This window comes from Phaeobacter sp. HF9A (genome assembly GCF_011806385.1).
In the GTDB taxonomy this organism is placed as follows: Bacteria; Pseudomonadota; Alphaproteobacteria; order Rhodobacterales; family Rhodobacteraceae; genus Epibacterium.
Genome location: NZ_JAATOX010000071.1, coordinates 1 through 22,358 on the forward strand (window position 1 = coordinate 1; position 22,358 = coordinate 22,358).

Consider the following 22,358-nt stretch of genomic DNA (forward strand, 5'->3'; position numbering starts at 1 on the left):
CCCGCACCGGCCCGCCCGGGTAAAGCCCCGCCTGCGCCGTATCGCGGGGCGGCGCTGGAGCAAGGATGGCGCGCTCATCCTGCAATGTGACGAGACCCGCTCGCAGGTGCGCAACCGCGAGATCGTGCGCGAACGCCTCGCCGAGCTGATCCGCCGCGCACTGGTGAAACCCAAACGCCGCATCGCCACCAAACCCACCCGGGGCAGCGTCGAGCGCCGCATCAAGGCCAAGAAAACCCGCGCCGAGGTCAAAACCCTGCGCGGGCGTGTGGACGACAGCTGACATTCCCGATTGCCCCCGGCGCCGCGCCGCGCCATCCTGTTGAAAACACAGGGTTGGAGGAGAACACCATGCGTCTCAAGGACAAGACCGCCATTGTAACCGGCGGTGCATCGGGTTTTGGCAAGGGTATCGTTGAAGCCTTCCTGCGCGAAGGTGCCCGGGTGATGATCGCCGATATCAACGGGGCCGCCGCCGCAGACATGGCCGCAACGCATACCGCAGCCATCGCCCAGACGGTCGATGTAAGCCAACGCGCCTCGGTCGAGACCATGGCAGAGGCCGCGATCACGGCCTTCGGCCATGTTGATATTCTGGTCAACAATGCCGGAATTACCCATCTTCCCACCCCGCTGGAGGAGGTCTCCGAAGAGGATTTCGACCGGGTGTTCAACGTCAACATGAAATCCGTCTACCTGACCGCCCGCGCGCTGGTGCCCCATATGAAATCGCGGGGTCGGGGCAGCCTCCTGAATGTGGCCTCCACCGCGGGCGTCTCGCCCCGCCCCAACCTCAACTGGTACAATGCCTCCAAGGGCTGGATGATCACCGCCACCCGCACCATGGCGGTGGAACTCGCGCCGGCGGGTGTGCGCGTCAATGCGATCAACCCGGTGGCGGGGGAAACGCCCCTTCTGAAATCCTTCATGGGCGAGGACACGCCGGAAATCCGCGCAAAATTCCTCTCCTCCATTCCGCTGGGGCGGTTCTCCACCCCAGAGGACATGGGCAATGCGGCGCTCTACCTCTGTTCGGACGAGGCCAGCATGGTCACCGGCGTCTGCATGGAGGTGGACGGCGGCAGATGTATCTGACGGCTGCGCCAGAACGCCCACCGGCGCGCCAGCGCTCATCCTGCGCGCCCGGCACGGGCGCTCCGCTTTGTAACCTGCGACACAACCCGAGGCACGAGGATCCACCATCATGACACCCGGCCCCCGCAACCTGATCACCGATATCGCTGACCTCAGGGTTGGCAATGCCTCCGATGCGGGGCTGAAATCCGGCACCACGGTGCTGACCGCCGATCAGCCCTTCACCGCCGCCGTTCATATCATGGGCGGCGCACCCGGCACCCGCGAAACGGACCTCCTTGCCCCCGACAAAACCGTGCAGGCGGTGGATGCGCTGGTGCTCTCGGGGGGCTCTGCCTATGGGCTGGATGCCTGTTCGGGCGTGGTGGCAGGGCTGCGGGCGATGGGGCGCGGCTTTCGCCTTGGTCCCGCCATTGTGCCGATCGTGCCCGGCGCGATCATCTTTGATTTGCTGAACGGCGGCGACAAGGATTGGCAGGACAGCCCCTATCCCGCACTCGGTCGCGCCGCGCTGGAGGCCGCCAGCACCGATTTCACGCTTGGCAGTATCGGCGCAGGCACTGGCGCGCTGACGGGCATGCAAAAGGGTGGGCTGGGCTCTGCCTCGCTGCGGCTCGACAGTGGCCATATGGTCGGCGCGCTGGTGGTGGCCAATCCCATCGGCTCCGTCACCACGCCGGGAGAGCGCCATTTCTGGGCCGCCCCCTACGAGATCGACGGCGAATTCGGTGGGCTGGGCCCGGACCCAGAGGCGGGGCTGGGGCGCAGCCTGCGCAACCGCAAGATGGAGGCCATGGCGGATCTTACCGGGGCGCCCGTCTCCTCCAACGGGGCCAATACCACCATCGCCATTGTCGCCACCGACGCCAGGCTGACCAAGGCCGAAGCCCAGCGCATGGCCACCGCCGCCCATGATGGCATGGCCCGCGCCATTGTGCCCGCGCATGGGCCGCATGACGGGGATCTGGTCTTTGCCGCCGCCACCGGCGCCCGCGATATGGCGGACCCGGCGCAAGAGATGCTCGGCCTGTGCCATGCGGGTGCGCTCTGCCTCAGCCGGGCCATCGCCCGCGCCATTTACGAGGCCCGCCCAGAGCCGGGCGATCTGCTGCCCTGCTGGTCTGTGTGAGATGCGCAGACCCGCAAACAGGATAGGTCGGCCCCCACTTGGACGGGCTCGCGACCATTCTGTCGCGTTGACTCCGGCGGGCTTGCACAAGAAGCTGCGGACAGCGACTTGAACGCAGAGGAGCCAATTGAATGAAATACTACGCAGCAGCCGCTTTTATCGCCTGCCTTGCCACACCGGTTCTGGCCGAAGGAGACATCGAGAAGGGCGAAAAGACCTTTAAGAAATGCAAATCCTGCCACCAGATCGTCTCTGATTCGGGCGAGGTGATCGCAAAAGGCGGCTCCACCGGTCCCAACCTCTATGGCCTGGCGGGTCGCAAGGCTGGCTCCGTTGAGGGCTTTCGCTATGGCGACGATCTTGTTGCCGCAGGCGAGGCCGGTCTGGTCTGGAATGAGGAGCAGCTGGCAAAATACGTGCAGAACCCGCGCGATTTCCTGCGCGACTACCTCGATGATTCCAAAGCAAAATCAAATATGTCTTTCCGCCTGAAGAAGGGTGGCGAGGATGTCTACGCCTATCTCGCGCAATTCGGCGCAGCCGAGCCCGCCGCCGAGACCGAAGAGGCCCCTGCTTCTGAATAAAGGCGATTTCAGCGAGACCATGCCCAACGCCGTGCCCTTTCCGGGGCGCGGCGTCTTGCTGTGGCTCAGACGCGCTTGAGCCTGACCGGAGCATGCGCTACATCCCCGGGCCAGCGCGTACACGTCAGCATCAGCGCACCCCACAATTGGCACCGCAGGAAATCCATGACAGAGCCTCGTCCCGATCTGATCCCAGCCTGGGTGGAGGGTCACCTGACCCCGGTGGACAAGCTGCGCGCCCATCAGGAGGGGCTGCGGCACAAGGCCGTGTCCGTCTTTGTGGTGCAGGGGCGCCAGATCCTGATGCAGCGGCGGGCGCTGGGAAAATACCACACGCCCGGGCTCTGGGCGAATACCTGCTGCACGCATCCCCTGTGGGATGAACCCTCGGAGGTCTGCGCCCAGCGCCGCCTGCAAGAAGAGCTCGGCATCCGGGGGCTAGCGCCCGAGTATCGCCAGACGCTGGAATATCGCGCCGATGTTGGCGGCGGGTTGATCGAACATGAGGTGGTCGATGTCTATCTCGCCCAGGTGCAGGCCCCGCTGGCGCTCTCGCCCAATCCGGCCGAGGTGATGGAGACCCGCTGGATGGGCTATCACGACCTCGTGGCCGAGGTCCGCCAGCAGCCGGAGCGATTTACCCCCTGGCTGAAGATCTATCTGGCAGAGCATGCCAATGTGATCTTTGACGCCGACCTGCTGTCTCCCGATATCCGCTAGACGCCGATCACCGCCTGAACCGCGCGTTGCCAGCGCGCATAGGCGGCCTCGCGCGTTTCGGCCTCCATTGCCGGGGTGAACTGGCGATCAAGCGCCCAGGTTGCCGCAAATCCCGCCTGATCCGGGTAGACCCCCGCCTTCATGCCCGCCAGCCAGGCCGCGCCCAGCGCCGTGGTTTCCTGCATCACCGGCCGGTCAACGGCAGCGCCCAGAATATCCGAGAGGCTCTGCATCGCCCAATCGCTGGCGCTCATGCCGCCATCGACGCGCAGGGTGACATTGGCCTCGCCCTGCCAGTCGGCGCGCATCGCCTCCCAGAGGTCGCGGGTCTGATAGGCCACGCTTTGCAGCGCCGCGCGGGCGAACTCTGCCGGGCCGGAATTGCGGGTCAGCCCGAACATGCCGCCGCGGCAGTCCGGCTGCCAATAGGGCGCGCCAAGGCCGGTGAAGGCGGGCACCAGGATCACGTCCTGCCCCGGGTCCGCGCGCTCGGCCAGCACACCGGTTTCGCTCGCCTTGCCGATGATCCCCAGCCCATCCCGCAGCCATTGCACCGCCGCCCCGGCGATGAAAATCGAGCCTTCCAGCGCATAGGTTGGCTTGCCGTCAAGCTGATAAGCGATGGTGGTCAGCATGCGGTTTTGTGACAAGACCGGCGCATCGCCGGTGTTCAACAGGGCAAAACAGCCGGTGCCATAGGTGGATTTCATCATGCCCGGCTCAAAACAGGTCTGCCCGACCGTTGCGGCCTGCTGATCCCCCGCCACGCCAAGAATCGGGATTGCACCGCCAAAGAGCTCTGCCTCCGTGCTGCCGAACGCCGCCGCGCAGTCCTTGACCTCGGGCAGCATCGCCTGCGGCACATCCAGCATTTCGCAGATCTCGGCGCTCCATTGGCCCGCGTTGATGTCATACATCAAGGTGCGCGCCGCGTTGGTGGCATCGGTGACATGCGACGCTCCGCCGGTGAGCCGCCAGATCAGAAAGCTGTCAACGGTGCCGAACATCAGCTCGCCTGCCTTGGCCCGAGCGCGCGCACCTTCAACCTGATCGAGGATCCATTTCACCTTGGTGCCGGAGAAATAGGGATCCAGCAGCAGGCCGGTTGTCTCGCGCACCCGCTCCTCATACCCCGCCTTGCGCAGCCCCTCGCAGATCGCGGTGGTGCGCCGGTCCTGCCAGACGATGGCGTTGTGGATCGCCTTGCCGGTGGAGCGATCCCAGACCACCGTGGTTTCGCGCTGGTTGGTGATGCCGATCCCGGCAATATCGGTCGCCGAAACGCCCTTGTCCGCCAATACCTTACGGCAGGTGGAGAGCGTCGTGGACCAGAGATCCTCCGGGTCGTGTTCCACCCAGCCGGCCTGCGGATAATGCTGCGGGAACTCTTCCTGCGCGACTGCGACCATCTGCATCTCGGCGTCAAACAGGATTGCGCGCGTCGAGGTGGTCCCCTGGTCGATTGCAAGAATATAGGTCATGAGCTCCCCTCCAAATCATGTCTTGGAGCGGAGATTAGACATAAATACGTTAGCGCGACCAGTCCTTACTAATCACTTAGTACGCAATCGCCCGGCATTGGCCGCGCGCTATACCGCGATATTGTCGATCAGCCGCACCCCATCGAGCCAGGCCGCGACGAACATCCGGGCGGGCCTATCCAGCCGCGCCATCGCCGAGAGATCCTCGGCGCAGCGCAGATCGAGATATTCCACGTCTTCAAAGCCCAGCTCGGCCAGTTTTCTGCGCATCCCGACCTCCAGCGGCGCGTAATCCGCGCCCGCGCGCAGCTGCGCGGCGGCGGCCTCCATCATCGGGTTGAGCTGACCCGCGACCTCCAGCCCCTGCGGCGACAGGCGCATATTGCGCGAAGACATGGCCAGACCAGAGGCTTCGCGCACGGTGGGGCAGCCAGTGACCTCGATGGGAATATCCAGATCCCGCGCCATGCGTTTCACCACCATCAGCTGCTGGTAATCCTTCTCGCCAAAGAAGGCGCGGTCGGCACCGGATTGCAGGAACAGCTTGGCCACGACGGTGGCGACCCCTTCAAAATGACCGGGGCGGTTGGGGCCTTCCATGACCTCGGTCACGCCACTCAGGCTGACGGTGGTGGCATAGCCCTGCGGATAGATCTGATCCGGGTCAGGCACATAGATCGCATCAACGCCGTAGGGCGCGAGCTTGGCGGCGTCCTCATGCTCGGTGCGGGGATAATTGGCCAGATCCTCGGGGCTGTTGAACTGCAACGGGTTCACAAAAATTGTCACAACCACATGATCACAGACGGCTTTTGCTGCCTCCACCAGCGACAGATGTCCCGCGTGCAGCGCGCCCATTGTCGGCACAAGGCCCAGGCTTTCGCCCTTTTGCGTCCAGTCACGGCGAAGCGCGCGCAAATCGTCAAGACGGCGCAGGATCGGAGGTGTCATCGCTTGGGGTTCCTTCAGGTCTTTGTCTTGGCCGGGACGGTATCGGCAAAGGTATGTTCCGGGGCCGGGAAGCTGCGCGCGCGCACCTCGGCGGCATATTCGGCGATGGCCGCTTCAGCCGTGGGGCCAAGGTCGGCGTAGCGTTTCACGAATTTCGGTTTGAAGGCAGTGAAAAAGCCAAGCATGTCATCCACCACCAGCACCTGACCATCACAGCCCGCCGAGGCACCGATGCCGATGGTGGGGATGTCGATGATCTCTGTGACGTGGTCCGCCAGAGAAGCCGGAACTTTTTCCAGCACCACGGCAAAAGCGCCAGCCCCGGCCACCGCGCGGGCATCGGCGATCAGCGGTTGCGCCGCGGCGTCGCGGCCCTGCACCTTGTAGCCGCCCAGCGTGTTGATCGACTGCGGCGTCAGGCCGATATGGGCCATCACCGGGATGCCGCGCTTCACCAAAAAGCGGATGGTCTCGGCCATCTCAACCCCGCCTTCGAGCTTGACCGCCGCCGCGCCGCTCTCGGACATCAGCCGGGCGGCATTGCGGAAAGCCTGCGCCGGGCCTTCCTCGTAAGAGCCAAAGGGCATGTCGATGACCATCATCGCCCGCGACAACCCGCGCGCGACGGCGGCGCCATGCATCACCATCATCTCCATCGTCACGCCAAGGGTGGAGCTGAGCCCATGCAGCACCATGCCAACACTGTCGCCGACCAGCACAAAATCGCAATGTTGGTCCATCAGCCGGGCCATCGGCGTGGTATAGGCCGTGAGGCTGACAATGGGGCGCTGCCCTTTCATCGCGCGGATATCCTCGGCGTTGAGGGCGGTCTTGCGGGCAGTGGCGCTCATGTCTTGGCTCCCTGACTGGGCGGATCCCACGGGTATTGGGGGACCAAAGCGGGCAAAGTTGCAGCTCTTTATCATCTGCCACGCGTCCTTACCAGTCACGCGGCAGTGCAGCAAAGCTTGATTACGCGCGCAAAAAGCCCTTTGCTGCGGATAACGCCCAAAGACATTGGGCGACAGGATACAGCGTGCACCCTGCGCGCTGACACAGGAGGGATCGTTTCCATGGACTTCAAGACGCCATTCGTGGCCGCTGTTTCCGCGCTCGGACTGATGGCCGGGGCCGCCTGGGCCAAGGACACCGTAACCTATGCCACCCAGTTGGAACCACCGCATCTGGACCCCACTGGCGGCGCGGCGCAGGCGATTGATAATATCGTCTACCTCAATATCTTTGAGGGGCTGACACGCTTCACCCCCGACGGCGCGGTGGTTCCCCTGCTGGCGAAATCCTGGGAGATTTCCGAAGACGGGCTGACCTACACGTTTCACCTGAATGAAGGGGTCACCTTTCACGACGGCAGCACGATGGATGCGGAGGATGTGAAATTCTCGCTGGATCGGGCCCGGGCAGAGGACAGCACCAATGCGCAAAAGGCGCTGTTTTCCGCGATCTCCGACGTCAAAGTGGTTGATCCGCTGACAGTGGAGGTCACCCTGTCGGAACCCAACGGCAGCCTGTTGTTCAACCTGGCCTGGGGCGATGCGGTGATCGTGGCGCCGGAAACCGTGGAGACGCTAAAAACCGCGCCCAATGGCACCGGCCCCTATCGGTTCGGCGAATGGGTGCAGGGCGACCGGGTGGAGCTGGTCCGCAACCCCAGTTACTGGGGCGAGATCCCGGCGCTCACCGGTGCGACGATCAAGTTCATCTCGGATCCCACCGCCGCCTTTGCGGCCCTGATGGCCGAGGACATTGACGCCTTTGACAACTTCCCGGCGCCCGAGAATGTGGTGCAGTTTGAGGCAGATCCGCGGTTTCAGGTGCTGGTGGGATCGACAGAAGGCGAGACGATCCTGTCGACCAACAACGCCCAGCCGCCTTTCAACAACCCCAAGGTGCGGGAGGCGATCGCCCATGCCATTGACCGCAGCGCGATCATTGATGGTGCGATGTTCGGCTATGGCACCCCGATCGGGACCCATTTCGCGCCGCATAACCCCGCCTATGTGGATCTGACGGCGCAATCCGCCTATGATCCCGAAAAGGCGCGCGCCCTGCTGGCCGAGGCCGGTTTGCCGGACGGGTTTGAAACCACGCTGCACCTGCCGCCCCCGGCCTATGCGCGGCGCGGCGGCGAGATCGTGGCGGCGCAGCTGGCCCAGGTCGGCATCACCGCGCAGATCATCAATGTGGAATGGGCGCAATGGCTGGAAACCGTGTTCAAGGGCAAGAATTACGGCCTGTCGATCGTCAGCCATACCGAACCGATGGACATCGGCATCTATGCCCGACCCGGCTATTACTTCCAGTATGACAACCCGGATTTGCAGGGGCTGATGAACCGTCTGAATGCCACCACAGACCCCGAGCAACGCACCCAGATGTTGCAGCAGGCGCAGACCATCATCGCCGACGACTATGTGAACGGCTATCTGTTCCAGCTGGCCAAACTGGGCGTTGCCAAGGCCGGCCTGAAGGGGATCTGGGTCAATGCCCCCACCGCCGCGATCGAAATCGGCGCGCTGAGCTGGGACGACTAACCCCGAGCAGCACAGACTGAAGCTCTGCCTTGAATTACAGCCCCGCCGGACGCCGTGTTCGGCGGGGTTGGTGTTTTCACATATCGCCTCTGGACGCTTGCGCTGCCGCCGCCTAACCTGCCGCCAATGCTGCACTATCTCATCAAACGTCTGGTCTCTCTCCTGCTGAGCCTCATCGTCGCCTCGGCGGTGATCTTTGCGGTGATCGAAATCGCTCCCGGTGACCCCGCCGCCTATATGCTTGGCACGGGCGCACAGGAGGACACCGTCGCCGCGCTGCGCAACGAGCTTGGCCTCGATCAAAGCAAGGCCAGCCGCTATCTGAGCTGGGTGGGCGGGCTGGTGACCGGTGATTTCGGCACCTCCTATACCTATCGCACCCCGGTCGCCGAGATGGTGGCAGAGCGGCTTTGGGTCTCTCTGCCGCTGGCGATTTATGCGCTGGTGCTGTCCACCGTGATCGCCCTGCCCGCCGGGATCTACGCCGCCTCGCGACGTGGCAAGATGGGCGACGTTGCGGTGATGGGAGCAACGCAACTGGGCGTGGCGGTGCCGAATTTCTGGTTTGCGATGCTGCTGGTTCTGGTCTTTGCCATCAAACTGCGCTGGTTCGCGGCGGACGGCTTTGTCGGCTGGGACGCGGGCATCTGGGCCGGGCTGCGCGCGCTGACCCTGCCCGCCGTGGCGCTGGCCCTGCCGCAGGCGGCGATTCTGGCGCGGGTGATGCGCTCTGCCCTCCTGGAGGTGCTGCGCGACGATTTCATGCGCACCGCCCGTGCCAAGGGCCTCACGCAGGGGCAGGCAATCCGCCGTCACGGGGTGCGCAACGCGCTGATCCCGGTGCTGACCATCATCGGCTTGCAGTTTTCCTTCCTGCTCGCCGGGGCCATCATCATCGAGCAGGTTTTCTACCTGCCGGGCCTTGGGCGACTGGTGTTCCAGGCGATCTCCGCCCGCGATCTGATCGTTGTCGAAAGCGTGGTGATGCTTCTGGTCTTTGCGGTGATTCTGGTGAATTTCCTCGTCGATCTGGCCTATGCGCTGGTGGACCCCAGGCTACGGAGGGCGGTGTGAAACAATGCGAATGCAGGATCTGTTCAGGCTGGCCGCGCTTGGCCTGTTTGCGCCCGTGCGGGTGGTCAAGCTGATGAGCCGCAACCTGATCCTTGGCGGCGCGCTCTCCGGCCTCATGCTGCTGCTGGCACTGTTGTCCTTTGTCTGGACGCCCTTTGATCACACCGTGCTGGACATCCCGGCAAAGCTTCAGCCACCCAATTCGGTCCATTGGCTGGGCACCGATCACTTTGGCCGCGATATCCTGTCGATGATCATGGTCGGCGCGCGCACCTCGCTTGCGGTGGCGCTGCTGGCGGTCGGGATTGGTGTCAGCCTCGGCGTGCCGCTTGGGCTGGCGGCGGCGGCGATGCGCGGATCTTGGCTTGATGAGCTTATCATGCGCGGCAATGATCTGGTCTTTGCCTTCCCCTCGCTGGTGATTGCGATCCTGATCACCGCCGTCTTTGGCCCCAGCGCCGGCAATGCCATCATCGCCATCGGCATCTTCAACATTCCTGTCTTTGCCCGCGTCGCGCGGGGGGCCGCGCTGAGCCTCTGGGCGCGGGAGTTCATCCTCGCGGCGCGGGTTGCGGGCAAATCCCACGCCCGCATTTCCGCCGAACATATCCTGCCCAACATCGTCAACCTTTTGATCGTGCAGGCCACAATTCAGTTCTCGCTGGGCATTCTGGCCGAGGCGGGCCTTTCCTATGTCGGGCTTGGTGCCCAGCCGCCGACCCCGAGCTGGGGCCGTATGCTGGCCGAAGCACAGACGCTGGTCAGCCTCGCCCCCCATGTGGCCATCGCGCCCGGGCTTGCGATCATCCTCACGGTACTGGGGCTCAATCTGCTGGGCGACGGTCTGCGCGACCGCTTCGATCCCCGCCTGATGGAGCGGCGCGCATGACGGGGGGGCAGCCATGAGCCTGTTGGATATCTCCGGGCTGACGCTGTCGATCGGTGCGCTGCCGATCCTGCGCAACGTCACCCTCTCCATCGCGGCGGGCGAGATCCTCGCGGTGACCGGCGAGAGTGGCTCCGGCAAATCCATGACCGCCTTTGCCGTGATGCGCCTGCTGCCGCAGGCGGCGGTGACCAAAGGCGCGATCTATCTGAACGACGAGGATCTGTCGGCGCTGACCGAGACCGAAATGTGCCGACGGCGCGGCCGCGATATCGGCATGATCTTTCAGGAGCCGATGACCGCCCTGAACCCGGTGATGACCATCGGCGCGCAGGTGGCTGAAACGATCCTGATCCACAGCGACCTGTCCCGCACCGAGGCCGAAGCCGAGGCACGCCGCACCCTCACCCGCGTGGGCCTGCCGCCGGAGCGGTTTCCGCTGGATCGCTACCCGCATGAGCTTTCGGGCGGACAGCGGCAGCGGGTGGTCATCGCCATGGCCATCGCCCTGCGCCCCAAGCTGCTGATCGCGGACGAGCCGACAACGGCGCTGGATGTCACCACGCAGGCGCAGATCCTCGATCTGCTGCGCGATCTGGTGCGCGAATATGACATGGGGCTGATGATCATCACCCATGATCTGGCAGTGGTGTCGGATCTGGCCGACCGCATCGTGGTCATGCGCAAGGGCGAGGTGGTGGAGCGTGGCCCGACCATGAGCGTGCTGACCCACCAGCGCCATCCCTATACGCGCATGCTGTTTGCCGCCTCAAAACATCGCGTCACCCTGCCCGAGTCCCCGGCTGCGCCCACGCCTCTCCTGGAGGTGAAGAACGCCATCCGCGACTACCCAACCGCCCGCAAGGGGCTGTTTGGCAAGCCCGGCCAGTTTCGCGCCGTCAATAACGTCAGCTTTACCCTGCACAAGGGCGAACGACTGGGGCTCGTGGGCGAATCGGGCTGCGGCAAATCCACCCTGACCCGGGCCATAATGGGGCTCGAAGATCTGCAAGGCGGAGATCTCATTCTGAACGGCCAACCGCTCTCTCAGCAGCGCAAGCCCGCCGAGCGGCAAGCGATGCAGGTGGTGTTTCAGGACCCCTACGGCAGCTTCAACCCCCGCCACCCGGTGGAGCGATTGATCACCGAACCCTTCCACCTTTCGCCTGACGCCCCCACCGGCCAGCCCCGGCAGGATCTGGTGGCGCAGGTGCTGGAGGACGTGGGGCTCTCGGCGCAGGACGCGCAGAAATACCCGCATGAGTTCTCTGGCGGGCAGCGCCAGCGCATCGCCATCGCCCGCGCCCTGATCACCCGCCCCGAGCTGATCATCTTTGACGAGGCAGTCTCGGCGCTGGATGTCTCGGTCCGTGCGCGCATTCTCGATCTGATTGCCAAACTGTGCCAGAGCTACGGGCTGACCTACCTGTTCATCAGCCACGACCTGAGCGTGGTGCGCGAGGTATGCGACAGGGTGTTGGTGATGCGACAGGGCGAAATCGTGGAACAGGGGCCGACTGCCCATGTTTTTGCCGCGCCAGAACATGACTACACCCGCGCGCTGATCGCGGCGACGCCCAAACTCCCGGATCTCTCGCCCCCGCCAGAAGAACAGATGGAGGCGCCCGCATGAGCCTCTCTCTCTCGCTGATCCTGCCGCGCGAGCGTGGACGCTTTGCCACCCTCCTGGCGCCCTATGCGGCCGAGGTCGCCCCGGAGTGCCGCATCCCGCCGCTGGAGCGCGCAGGCCAGATGCTGAATCGCAAGGATGTGACCACCTTCTGGATTCACGAGGGCAGCACCCGGGTGGGCTTTGCCATCGTGTTGAACCTGCCCGATGACCGGCGCGAATTTTCCGAATTCATGATCCTGCCGCAGCACCGTCGCAAAGGGCTGGGCAGCCAGGCTGCGGCGCTGATCCTGAGCGAGTTCCCCGGATACTGGCGCATGGGAATTTCGCGGCATTCCGCGTCGGCGGCGGCCTTCTGGGGCACCTGTCTCAGCCTGATCCCCAATCTGCGCAACCTGCGCGAAGGCGCACCCTTTACCGACCATCAGGTCAAGAGCTTCACCTTTGAAATCAATGGAGTGACCCATGGCTGACACCTCCCCCCTGTGGTTCGACCCGAGCCTGTGTTTCATCGGTGGCACATGGCGGCCCGCTCAGAGCGGCGCAACGCTGCCGCTGCTCAACCCATCAGACGGCAATGAAATCTGCCGGATCGCCCGAGGCGGCGCCGATGACGTGGAGGCCGCCGTCACTGCCGCCCAGGCCGCGCAGGATGGCGACTGGGGGCAGATGAGCGCCACCGAGCGGGGCCGCCTGCTCACCCGTCTGGGGCAACTCATTGCGGACAACGTGGAAAAACTGGCGGCGCTGGAGGTCATGGATGTGGGCAAGCCACTCAGCCAAGCGCGCGCAGATGCGGTGGCGCTGGCGCGCTATTGCGAATTCTACGGTGGCGCGGCGGATAAGGTGATGGGCGAGAGCATCCCCTATATGAACGGCTATACCGTCTTCACCCTGCGTGAACCCTTTGGCGTCACGGGCCATATCGTGCCGTGGAACTACCCGATGCAGATCATTGGCCGCTCGGTCGGAGCGGCGCTGGCGATGGGCAATTCCTGCGTTTTGAAACCCGCCGAAGAGGCCTGCCTCACCGCGCTGGCCTTTGCCCATCTCGCCGCAGAGGCGGGCCTGCCCGCTGGCGCGCTGAACCTGGTACCCGGCCTTGGCGCCGAGGCCGGGGCGGCGCTGGCGGGCCATGGCGGGGTTCAGCATATTTCCTTTACCGGCTCGGTGGCGACCGGCGCGCTGGTACAGGCGGCTGCGGCCAAAAACGTGGTGCCGGTGACGCTGGAGCTGGGGGGAAAATCCCCGCAGATCGTCTTTGCCGATGCCGATCTTGATGCCGCCCTGCCCTTCTTGGTGAACGCAGGCATTCAAAACGGGGGGCAGACCTGCTCTGCCGCCTCGCGCATTCTGGTGCAGCGGCCCGTCTATGAGGAGGTCAAGGCGCGCATGTCTGCCGCCTATGCGGAGCTGACCGTCGGCCCGGCGGCAGAGGATCTGCGCCTGGGTCCGCTGATCTCGGCGCGGCAAAAGGAGATCGTCGAGGCGTTCCTGGCGCAAGGCGCGGATCTGGAGATCGCGGGCCAGGGGCAGATCGTGCCACATGCGCCCGCAACGGGCGCCTATGTGCGGCCAACGCTGTTTGCCGATGTGCCGCCCGATCACCCGCTGGCGCAACAGGAGATCTTTGGCCCGGTGCAGGTCCTGATCCCCTTTGATAGCGAAGACGAGGCCGTGCGCATCGCAAATGGCACCGCCTATGGGCTGGTTGCCGCACTCTGGACCCGGGACGGCGCGCGGCAGTTGCGGCTGGCCAAACGCCTGAAGGCCGGGCAGGTTTTCCTCAATACCTATGGCGCGGGCGGCGGGGTGGAGCTGCCCTTTGGTGGGGTCGGCAAATCCGGCCATGGCCGCGAAAAGGGCTTTGAGGCGCTTTATGGGTTTTCACAGCTCAAGACCGTGGCGGCGCACCACGGCTGAGCCCATCGCTATCAGATCAGATGCCCCACAAGCAGCGTGAGGAGCGCACCGCCCACCACCCCAAGCGCCGCCGCGCGTTTCCAGGGTTGGTGGCCATTCTGCGTCTCTGGCTCCTGTGATTGCGCCACCAGGGCGCGCTCCACCAGGGCGGGCAGGCGCGGACCAAACCGCGCCAGAACAAAGGCGGTCTTGCCAAGATCCGCCGCAATGGCGCGCGGCCCGATCGAGGATTTGATGTAATCCTCCACCACCGGCTTGGCGACGTCCCAGATGTTGATGCGTGGATCGAGCGAGCGCGCGACGCCCTCGACCACCACCATGGTGCGCTGCAACAGGATCAGCTCTGTGCGGGTCTCCATGCCAAAGCGCTCGGTCACCTCAAACAGATAGTTCAGCAGCCGCCCCATCGAAATACGCGTGGCATCCATACCAAAGATCGGCTCCCCCACGGCGCGCAGGGCCCGGGCGAATTCATCCACGTCCTGCGTGGCGGGCACATAGCCTGCCTCGAAATGCACCTCGGCCACGCGCTGGTAGTCCCGCTTGATGAAACCATAGAGGATCTCGGCGTAGACCCGGCGGGTATAGAGGTCGATATGGCCCATGATGCCGAAATCATAGGCGATGATATTGCCATTGGCGGCGACCTTCATATTGCCCTGATGCATGTCGGCGTGAAAATAGCCATCGCGCAGCGCGTGGTTCAAAAACAGCGACAGTACCCGTTCGCCCAGCGCCTGCCGGTCGTGGCCCGCCGCATCAAGCGCGTCATTGTCGCCGATCGGCAAGCCATCCGCCCAGCCCAGTGTCATCACCCGGCGCGCTGACAGATCCCACAGCACCGGCGGCAATTGAAAGCCTGCGTCCTTTGCGGTGTTGTCGGCAAATTCCGATGCGGCGGAGGCCTCCAGCCGCAGGTCCAGCTCGCCCCGCACCACGCCATCGAAATGTTCGATCACATCCATTGGCCGCAGACGCCGCGCGCCCGGTGCACAGAGATCAACGATCCGTGCTGCGAAGTAGAAGGCATCCACATCCTTGCGAAAGGCGCGCTCGATCCCCGGGCGCAGCACTTTGACCGCCACGTCGGCGCCGGTCTCTGCCAGAGTCGCGCGATGCACCTGGGCGATCGAGGCCGCCGCGATCGGCTCGGAGAACTCGGAGAACACCTCATGCACCGGGCGGCCCAGCTCCTTTTCGACCTCGGCCATGGCCTGCGCCTTGGGAAAGGGGGGCAGCTTGTCCTGAAGCACCCGCAGTTGCAGCGCCATATCCTCGCCCACCACATCCGGGCGGGTGGAGAGCACCTGGCCGAACTTGATATAGGCCGGGCCCAGCGCGGTCAGCGCCCTTGTGGCGGGCGGCATCGACGGATCGCCCTTGTAGCCGAGCCACTGGAACGGCCAGCCCAGCGTATAGGCCACCATGCGCAGCGGCGCGGGCGCGTCAAAGGCATCCAGCACCACATTCATGGCACCTGTGCGCACCAGCGTGGCGCCCGTGCGGATCAGGCGGATAATATTGTGGGGTCCACGCATGGATCAGATCTTCCAGCCAGAGTGCAGGGCGGCAATGCCCATCGACAGGTTGCGGTATTTGGCATTCTCAAACCCGGCCTGTTTGACCATGCCGAGGAAGGTCTCCTGATCCGGGAAATTGCGGATCGATTCCACCAGATACTGATAGCTGTCGTAATCATTCGCGATCAGCTTGCCCATACGCGGAATGACGTTGAAACTATAGAGATCATAGAGCTTTTGCAGCCCGTCATTGGGCAACTGCGAGAATTCCAGCACCATCAGGCGGCCACCGGGTTTCAGCACGCGATAGGCCTCGTTCAGGGCTTCCTGCGGGCGGGTGACGTTCCGAATGCCAAAGGAGATGGTATAGACATCAAAGGTATTGTCCTTGAACGGCAGCGCCATAGCATCGCCTGTGATCCAGTCGAGACTGTCGGCCATCTGCTCGGCCTCGGCGCGTTTGCGGCCCTCTTCCAGCATCGGCGTGGTCAGATCCAGCACGGTGGAATGGCCACGGCCCGCGCGTTTCAGGAACCGAAAGGAGATATCGCCGGTGCCTCCCGCCACATCCAGCAGCCGCTGACCGGAGCGCGGTGCCAGCCAATCCATCATCGCGTCTTTCCAGACCCGGTGAATGCCGACGCTCATCACATCGTTCATGATGTCGTATTTGGACGCCACCGAATTGAAGACCCCCTGCACGCGGCCTGCTTTTTCGTGTTCTGGCACGGTGTTAAAGCCGAAATGGGTGGTGCGGTCAGAATTCTCGGTCATGGGGCTTGCCGTCCTCGCAGTTTCGCCCTTGTTATAAGGCGCTTGTTGGGCGGCACAATGCGCCCATCTGTCAAGGAGCCATCTAATGCCAGAATTGCCCGAGGTCGAGACGGTGATGCGCGGCCTTCTGCCCTCGATGGAGGGGGCGCTGATCCAGCGCGCCGAGGTGAACCGCCCGGATCTGCGCTGGCCCTTCCCGGAGCGCATGGCCGAGCGGCTGACCGGGGCGCGGGTGACCGCGCTGCGGCGGCGGTCGAAATACATCCTCGCGGATCTTGATCGCGGCGAGACGCTGTTGATTCACCTCGGCATGTCCGGGCGGATGACCGTCTCGGGCGATCCGCTGGGGCAATTCGTCCATAACCACCCGGCGGCGCAGAAACACGACCATGTGGTATTTCATATGGAGAACGGCGCCCGCATCACCTTTAACGATCCGCGCCGTTTTGGCGCCATGGACCTGTTGGAGACCGCCACGGCGGAAAAGCACAAGCTGCTGGCGGTGCTGGGGCCTGAACCCCTTGGCAATGATTTTCACGAATCCCATCTGATTGCCGCGTTCAACGGCCGCAAGACGCAGGTGAAATCCGCCCTTCTGGATCAGGGAATCATCGCCGGACTTGGCAATATCTATGTCTGCGAGACCCTCTTTCGCGCCGGCATATCGCCACGTCGCGAAGCGGGCCGCATTGCCGCACCCCGCGTCGCCGCGATGGTTCCGATCATCCGCCAGGTGCTGCGCGACGCCATCGACGCGGGTGGATCCTCGCTCAAGGATTTCCGCCAAGCTAATGGCGAACTTGGATATTTCCAGCACAGCTTTGATGTCTACGGACGCGAAGGCGCGCCCTGCCGGCGCGAGGGATGCGGGGGCACCGTCAGCAGAATCACCCAATCGGGCCGGTCTTCCTTCTACTGCGCCAAATGCCAAAGATAGCTTGAATGCGAGCACTGCCATGATAATGACGGAGGTTCAGGAGAAACAACCGAAAGCGAATTGTCATGGCCTATGAGACGATCAACGTCGATACTCAGGACCACGTCTGCCTTATCAAGCTGAACAGGCCCGAGGCGTTGAACGCGCTCAATGCGGTCCTTCTGGAGGAGCTCTGTGCCGCGCTGGAAGAAGCGGATGCCAGCGACAAGGTGCGCTGCATCGTGCTGACTGGCTCGGAAAAGGCATTTGCCGCGGGCGCGGATATCACCGAAATGGCAACGCTGAGCTATGTGGATGTGTTCTCGTCCAATCTGTTCGCGGCTGCCAATGATCGCATCTGCGCGATCCGCAAACCGATCATCGCGGCGGTGTCCGGCTATGCGCTGGGCGGTGGCTGCGAACTGGCCATGATGTGCGATTTCATCATCGCCGCAGAGACCGCCAAATTCGGCCAACCCGAGATCAATCTCGGTGTGATCGCTGGTATGGGCGGCACCCAGCGCCTGACCCGCTTTGTCGGGAAATCCAAATCCATGGATATGAACCTCACTGGTCGTTTCATGACCGCCGAAGAGGCGGAGCGCGCAGGTCTGGTCTCGCGCGTGGTTCCGGCCAAGAAGCTGATCGAAGAGGCGATGGCCGCCGCTCAAAAGATCACCGAAAAATCCATCCTGACCTCTATTGCCGCAAAAGAGGCCGTCAACCGCGCGTATGAATTGCCGTTGAGCGAGGGCATGCTCTTTGAACGGCGGGTCTTCCATTCCATGTTCGCAACAGAAGACCAAAAGGAGGGCATGGCAGCCTTCCTAGAAAAGCGCGAAGCACAGTTCCGCGACAAGTAGCCCATTGGAGGGAGGCGGTTATAAACCCTTTCCCTGCCGTGATGGTCTCATGGCGCACAGATCTTGGATCAGCGATTGAAAAGCGGGCGGTTTCGCCCGTTTTTTCTTTGGTTTCATAGGCTTTTACCGTGCAGAACAATGCGCGCTTGCGCTTCTGCCCTAAATCCAGTAGGAACCGCCGCTATACATGCGCGTGCAGCCCGCTCAGGCTAGAATCACGACCGGTGATCACATCCGGGTTCGGCTGGCATTCGCCTATTTGAAACAGATACGAACTCGAAGATAAGGTCACCATACCATGGCAAATACACCTCAGTCCAAGAAGCGCGCACGTCAGAACGAAAAGCGTTTCGCGGTAAACAAAGCTCGTCGTTCGCGCATCCGCACCTACCTGCGTAAAGTGGAAGAAGCCATCGCATCCGGCGATAAAGAAGCAGCGACCGCAGCTCTGCGCGCCGCTCAGCCCGAACTGATGCGCGGCGTCACCAAAGGCGTCTATCACAAGAACACCGCATCCCGGAAAATCTCCCGCCTGTCCGCACGGGTTAAGTCCCTGGGCTAAGCGCTTCTGAGACTGCGCCAAGCCTGGCAGGTTTCCAGAATTCAGCAGAAAAAAGCATCGCAGCACGCGGTGCTTTTTTTGTTTTAGGGATTCCCGATACTTCCGACGAGTCGGGAGATTCCTTGGTGGGGGAATACGGAGTCAACATCATAGTTTCGTTGCCGCTCCATGCCCGAAATTGCTACTACAGTGTAAGCGATTCATTCGCTGGGGGGACAGGCTGCTCGCATCAACTCTAACGGGCATTAGGGTTGTGATAGCCGGTGTAAAGCGTGATACGCGGAACACCGGATCAGTGTTTTATTGGCATGTATGCCAACACTGTGCATAGGCATCTGTCCTTATCAGCGAAGCTTTGGGTCGAGCGTTTTACACGTGGCGGATGGTTTTTGTGTTTCCGCACGGTCATTACGTTGTTTTCGGTTTCGAAACACGTGTGGGCTGGTTTGCATGCAGACTGGCGGCGCTCTTCTTATGCCTGATCGCTACCGGATTTGCCTTAAAACGGGCAGCCGGGATGGGACGAAATGACGGGCCGAAAATCAGGCCATAACACAGGATGCGTGAGGCGCAGCATGACGACAGACGACACTTGGGGTCTACTTAGAAAACGTTTGCTAAAAACGGTTGGGCAAAACAATTTCACCACCTGGATCGAGCCTCTTGAGCTTGACCAGGTGACGGGTGGAGTCGCGACCTTTCACGTGCCCACCAACTTCATGGGCAACTATGTGAGCCAGAACTTTGCAGATCTGATTCTGCATGAATTCAATGTATCGGGTGAACCCGTGCAGCGCCTTGCCTTCAAGGTCGCGGCGAATTCGCCGACTCGTCCGGTTCAGCCGACCGCCGGCGAATCCATCGAGACGCTGGACACACAGGTCGTGCCTGCCGCGATGCAACCTGCCAGCCGGGACATGTCTGCCTCCGCGAAGACGCCGCTGGAGGAGTTGCAGGCCGCGCCGCTGGATGCGCGCTTTACCTTTGACAGCTTTGTCGTCGGCAAGCCAAACGAACTGGCCCATGCCGCGGCGCGCCGCGTGGCCGAGGGTGGTCCGGTGACCTTCAACCCGCTGGTGCTCTATGGCGGTGTCGGCCTTGGTAAAACCCACCTGATGCATGCGATCGCCTGGGAGCTGAAAGAGCGCAACCCGGATCTGAACGTTTTGTATCTGTCGGCAGAACAGTTCATGTACCGCTTTGTGCAGGCCCTGCGCGAACGCAAGATGATGGATTTCAAACATCTGTTCCGCTCGGTGGATGTGCTGATGGTCGATGACGTGCAATTCATCGCCGGCAAGGACTCCACACAAGAAGAATTCTTCCACACCTTCAACGCGTTGGTGGATCAGAACAAGCAGATCATCATCTCCGCCGACCGCGCGCCGGGTGAAATCAAGGACCTGGAGGATCGGGTGAAATCCCGCCTGCAATGTGGTCTGGTGGTCGACCTGCACCCCACTGATTACGAGCTGCGCCTCGGCATCCTGCAAACCAAGGTGCAACAGAACCGCAAGACCTACCCAGACCTTCAGATCGCCGATGGCGTGCTGGAACTGCTGGCGCATCGGATCTCGACCAATGTGCGGGTTCTGGAAGGTGCGCTGACCCGGCTCTTTGCCTTTGCTTCGCTGGTCGGGCGCGAGATTGACATGGATCTGACGCAGGACTGTCTGGCCGATGTTCTGCGCGCCTCGGAGCGCAAGATCACCGTCGAGGAAATCCAGCGCAAGGTCTCGGAATACTACAACATCCGCATGTCCGACATCATAGGCCCGAAACGCCTGCGCTCCTATGCGCGGCCGCGTCAGGTGGCGATGTATCTCTGCAAGCAGCTGACCAGCCGCTCGTTGCCGGAAATCGGGCGTCGTTTTGGTGGCCGTGACCACACTACCGTGATGCATGGGGTGCGGCGCATCGAGGAGCTGAAGCTGATCGACGGGCAAATCGCCGAAGACGTCGAAATGCTGCGCCGCTCGCTGGAAGCGTAGCGCGCGACACATCACTGGCGGGCGCGCCTCACCTGCCCGCCAAACGATCACGGCCCCGGATGCCCAGCGGGGCCGTTTTGCGTTTTCAGACGTGTCAGATCAGACCCATTCGCAACTGTTTTGCGACTTTCCCGCGGGGCGGGTCTCTCTGCTCTTGACGGCCTTGCCAATCCCTTGGAGAAATCAACAAAAACCTTGTGTTGCAGGGGGAGAGCGGTAATCTGCCTGTCCCGACCACAGGGGTGTTTGCCCCAGACTGCCAGTCGAAGAGGAATGAGGGATATGAAAATCAGCATTGAACGCGGCACGCTTCTGAAGGCTGTGTCCCAGGCGCAGTCGGTCGTGGAGCGCCGCAATACCATTCCGATCCTCGCCAATGTGCTGATCGAGGCCGAAGGCAGCGACGTGATGTTCCGCGCCACCGATCTCGATATCGAGGTGGTCGACAAGGCCCCCGCGCAGGTAGAGCGCGCCGGCGCCACCACGGTCGCCGCCACCACGCTGCACGAAATCGTCCGCAAGCTGCCCGATGGGGCGCTGGTCACCCTCACCGCCGATGCCGCCACCGGTCGTCTGACGGTCGAAGCGGGCCGGTCGAACTTCTCGCTGGCGACCCTGCCGCGCGAGGATTTCCCGGTCATGGCGACATCGGAATATCATACCAATTTCACCGCCAATGCGGCCGTGTTGCGGCGGCTGTTCGACAAGTCGAAATTCGCGATCTCGACCGAGGAAACCCGCTACTACCTCAACGGCGTTTACATGCATGTCGCCACCGGCGAGGCGGCGGGCAAGGTGCTGCGCTGTGTTGCCACCGATGGTCACCGCCTGGCCCGCATCGACGCTGATCTGCCGATGGGCGCCGAGGACATGCCCGGCGTGATCGTGCCGCGCAAGACCGTGGGCGAGATGCGCAAGCTGCTGGATGACGACGAGATGGATATCGCTGTCTCGGTGTCCGAAACCAAAGTGCGCTTTGCGACGCCGAACATCACCCTGACCTCCAAGGTCATTGACGGCACCTTCCCCGATTACACGCGGGTGATTCCGGTCGGCAACACCCGCCGTCTGGAAGTGGACGCCAGCGAGTTCGCCAAGGCGGTGGACCGGGTGGCGACCGTATCGTCCGAACGTTCCCGCGCGGTAAAGCTGCAACTGGATGAGGATCGGCTGATCCTGTCGGTAAATGCCCCGGACAGCGGCGCCGCCGAAGAAGAGCTGGCCGTGGCCTATAGCGACGAGCGGCTGGAGATCGGCTTCAACGCCAAATACCTGCTGGAGATCGCCAATCAGGTGGATCGCGAAAACGCGGTGTTCATGTTCAACTCTTCCGGTGATCCGACATTGATGCGCGAAGGCAGCGACGAGAGCGCCGTCTACGTGGTCATGCCTATGCGGGTGTGACGTGCCTGACGGCACGGCCTCCGGCGGGGATATTTGTCAAAAGATGAAAGGCCGGGGGACCCCGTGCTGGCGCTGACCTCCTTGTTCATGTCCCATTTCCGCTCGCATTTGCGGGCGGATTTGCATTTGGATGCGCGGCCTGTGGCCATCCATGGCGACAATGGCGCGGGCAAGACCAATATTCTGGAAGCGGTATCGCTGTTCTCACCCGGCCGTGGTTTGCGGCGGGGGGGGGGGGGGGGGGGGGGGGGGGGGGGGGGGGGGGGGGGGGGGGGGGGGGGGGGGGGGGGGGGGGGGGGGGGG

The 22,358-nt window shown here is 63.1% G+C and carries 21 protein-coding genes and 1 pseudogene; 17 read left to right on the top strand and 5 right to left on the bottom strand.

Going from position 1 to position 22,358, the window contains the following annotated elements; genetic code table 11:
• From HCZ87_RS13085 to idi, 5 genes are all read left to right on the top strand, one after another.
• Nucleotides 1-283: aminoacyl-tRNA hydrolase (locus tag HCZ87_RS13085; RefSeq protein ID WP_167644328.1), on the top strand; the 283-nt coding region annotated here is incomplete at its 5' end.
• A gap of 68 nt (nt 284-351) precedes the next feature.
• Entirely contained in the window at nt 352-1,095 is a 744-nt protein-coding gene (locus tag HCZ87_RS13090) for an SDR family oxidoreductase (protein WP_167644329.1), read from the top strand.
• Nucleotides 1,096-1,204: 109 nt separating this feature from the next.
• On the top strand, nt 1,205-2,224 hold the full coding sequence (locus HCZ87_RS13095; RefSeq protein ID WP_167644330.1) for a P1 family peptidase: 1,020 nt from the start codon (nt 1,205-1,207) through the stop codon (nt 2,222-2,224).
• 131 nt (nt 2,225-2,355) lie between these two features.
• On the top strand, nt 2,356-2,808 hold the full coding sequence (locus HCZ87_RS13100; RefSeq protein WP_167644331.1) for a cytochrome c family protein: 453 nt from the start codon (nt 2,356-2,358) through the stop codon (nt 2,806-2,808).
• Between the two features lie 165 nt (nt 2,809-2,973).
• A complete protein-coding gene (idi, locus tag HCZ87_RS13105) occupies nt 2,974-3,528 on the top strand; it encodes an isopentenyl-diphosphate Delta-isomerase (protein WP_167644332.1) in 555 nt (184 codons plus the stop codon).
• Here the strand turns inward: idi and glpK are convergent.
• The 3 genes from glpK to panB form a co-directional block, all read right to left on the bottom strand.
• Nucleotides 3,525-5,009, bottom strand: coding sequence for a glycerol kinase GlpK (glpK, locus tag HCZ87_RS13110; protein WP_167644333.1), 1,485 nt, complete (start codon nt 5,007-5,009; stop codon nt 3,525-3,527). The genes idi and glpK overlap by 4 nt on opposite strands.
• 108 nt (nt 5,010-5,117) lie before the next feature.
• Nucleotides 5,118-5,960 carry a pantoate--beta-alanine ligase gene (gene panC, locus HCZ87_RS13115; RefSeq protein WP_167644334.1) on the bottom strand — a complete coding sequence of 281 codons (843 nt, stop codon included), beginning with the start codon at nt 5,958-5,960 and terminating at the stop codon, nt 5,118-5,120.
• A gap of 14 nt (nt 5,961-5,974) precedes the next feature.
• The gene (gene panB, locus HCZ87_RS13120; RefSeq protein WP_167644335.1) at nt 5,975-6,811 is read right to left on the bottom strand and encodes a 3-methyl-2-oxobutanoate hydroxymethyltransferase; all 837 of its coding nucleotides are present in this window, start codon (nt 6,809-6,811) and stop codon (nt 5,975-5,977) included.
• Between the two features lie 222 nt (nt 6,812-7,033).
• Between panB and HCZ87_RS13125 the strand changes: the two genes are divergently transcribed.
• The 6 genes from HCZ87_RS13125 to HCZ87_RS13150 all read left to right on the top strand — a co-directional run bounded on the left by HCZ87_RS13125 (nt 7,034) and on the right by HCZ87_RS13150 (nt 14,025).
• A complete protein-coding gene (locus HCZ87_RS13125) occupies nt 7,034-8,512 on the top strand; it encodes an ABC transporter substrate-binding protein (RefSeq protein ID WP_167644336.1) in 1,479 nt (492 codons plus the stop codon).
• A 126-nt stretch (nt 8,513-8,638) separates the two neighbouring features.
• Complete coding sequence (locus HCZ87_RS13130; protein WP_167644337.1) at nt 8,639-9,586, top strand: ABC transporter permease; 948 nt, start codon at nt 8,639-8,641, stop codon at nt 9,584-9,586.
• A gap of 73 nt (nt 9,587-9,659) precedes the next feature.
• On the top strand, nt 9,660-10,475 hold the full coding sequence (locus HCZ87_RS13135) for an ABC transporter permease (protein WP_167644348.1): 816 nt from the start codon (nt 9,660-9,662) through the stop codon (nt 10,473-10,475).
• A 13-nt stretch (nt 10,476-10,488) separates the two neighbouring features.
• Nucleotides 10,489-12,105, top strand: coding sequence for an ABC transporter ATP-binding protein (locus HCZ87_RS13140; RefSeq protein ID WP_167644338.1), 1,617 nt, complete (start codon nt 10,489-10,491; stop codon nt 12,103-12,105).
• On the top strand, nt 12,102-12,575 hold the full coding sequence (locus tag HCZ87_RS13145; RefSeq protein ID WP_167644339.1) for a GNAT family N-acetyltransferase: 474 nt from the start codon (nt 12,102-12,104) through the stop codon (nt 12,573-12,575). Before HCZ87_RS13140 ends, HCZ87_RS13145 begins: the two co-directional genes overlap by 4 nt.
• Nucleotides 12,568-14,025: an aldehyde dehydrogenase family protein gene (locus HCZ87_RS13150; RefSeq protein WP_167644340.1), complete on the top strand. Its 1,458-nt coding sequence runs from the start codon at nt 12,568-12,570 to the stop codon at nt 14,023-14,025. Before HCZ87_RS13145 ends, HCZ87_RS13150 begins: the two co-directional genes overlap by 8 nt.
• Nucleotides 14,026-14,036: 11 nt before the next feature.
• Here the strand turns inward: HCZ87_RS13150 and ubiB are convergent, their stop codons facing one another.
• Together ubiB and ubiE are read right to left on the bottom strand one after the other, a co-directional pair.
• A complete protein-coding gene (gene ubiB, locus HCZ87_RS13155; RefSeq protein ID WP_167644341.1) occupies nt 14,037-15,563 on the bottom strand; it encodes a 2-polyprenylphenol 6-hydroxylase in 1,527 nt (508 codons plus the stop codon).
• A gap of 3 nt (nt 15,564-15,566) precedes the next feature.
• Nucleotides 15,567-16,319: a bifunctional demethylmenaquinone methyltransferase/2-methoxy-6-polyprenyl-1,4-benzoquinol methylase UbiE gene (ubiE, locus tag HCZ87_RS13160; protein ID WP_167644342.1), complete on the bottom strand. Its 753-nt coding sequence runs from the start codon at nt 16,317-16,319 to the stop codon at nt 15,567-15,569.
• 85 nt (nt 16,320-16,404) lie between these two features.
• On the opposite strand from ubiE, the gene mutM reads away from it, so the two are divergent.
• The 6 genes and pseudogenes from mutM to HCZ87_RS13190 form a co-directional block, all read left to right on the top strand.
• Nucleotides 16,405-17,256: a bifunctional DNA-formamidopyrimidine glycosylase/DNA-(apurinic or apyrimidinic site) lyase gene (gene mutM / locus HCZ87_RS13165; RefSeq protein WP_167644343.1), complete on the top strand. Its 852-nt coding sequence runs from the start codon at nt 16,405-16,407 to the stop codon at nt 17,254-17,256.
• A gap of 65 nt (nt 17,257-17,321) precedes the next feature.
• Nucleotides 17,322-18,098, top strand: coding sequence for an enoyl-CoA hydratase (locus HCZ87_RS13170; protein ID WP_167644344.1), 777 nt, complete (start codon nt 17,322-17,324; stop codon nt 18,096-18,098).
• 298 nt (nt 18,099-18,396) lie between these two features.
• Nucleotides 18,397-18,660, top strand: coding sequence for a 30S ribosomal protein S20 (rpsT, locus tag HCZ87_RS13175; protein ID WP_167644345.1), 264 nt, complete (start codon nt 18,397-18,399; stop codon nt 18,658-18,660).
• A gap of 575 nt (nt 18,661-19,235) precedes the next feature.
• On the top strand, nt 19,236-20,651 hold the full coding sequence (dnaA, locus tag HCZ87_RS13180) for a chromosomal replication initiator protein DnaA (RefSeq protein WP_167644346.1): 1,416 nt from the start codon (nt 19,236-19,238) through the stop codon (nt 20,649-20,651).
• A gap of 282 nt (nt 20,652-20,933) precedes the next feature.
• A complete protein-coding gene (dnaN, locus tag HCZ87_RS13185) occupies nt 20,934-22,055 on the top strand; it encodes a DNA polymerase III subunit beta (RefSeq protein WP_167644347.1) in 1,122 nt (373 codons plus the stop codon).
• Nucleotides 22,056-22,118: 63 nt separating this feature from the next.
• Nucleotides 22,119-22,283: pseudogene (locus HCZ87_RS13190) on the top strand (AAA family ATPase); the annotation flags it as partial.
• Nucleotides 22,284-22,358 lie beyond the last annotated feature (75 nt).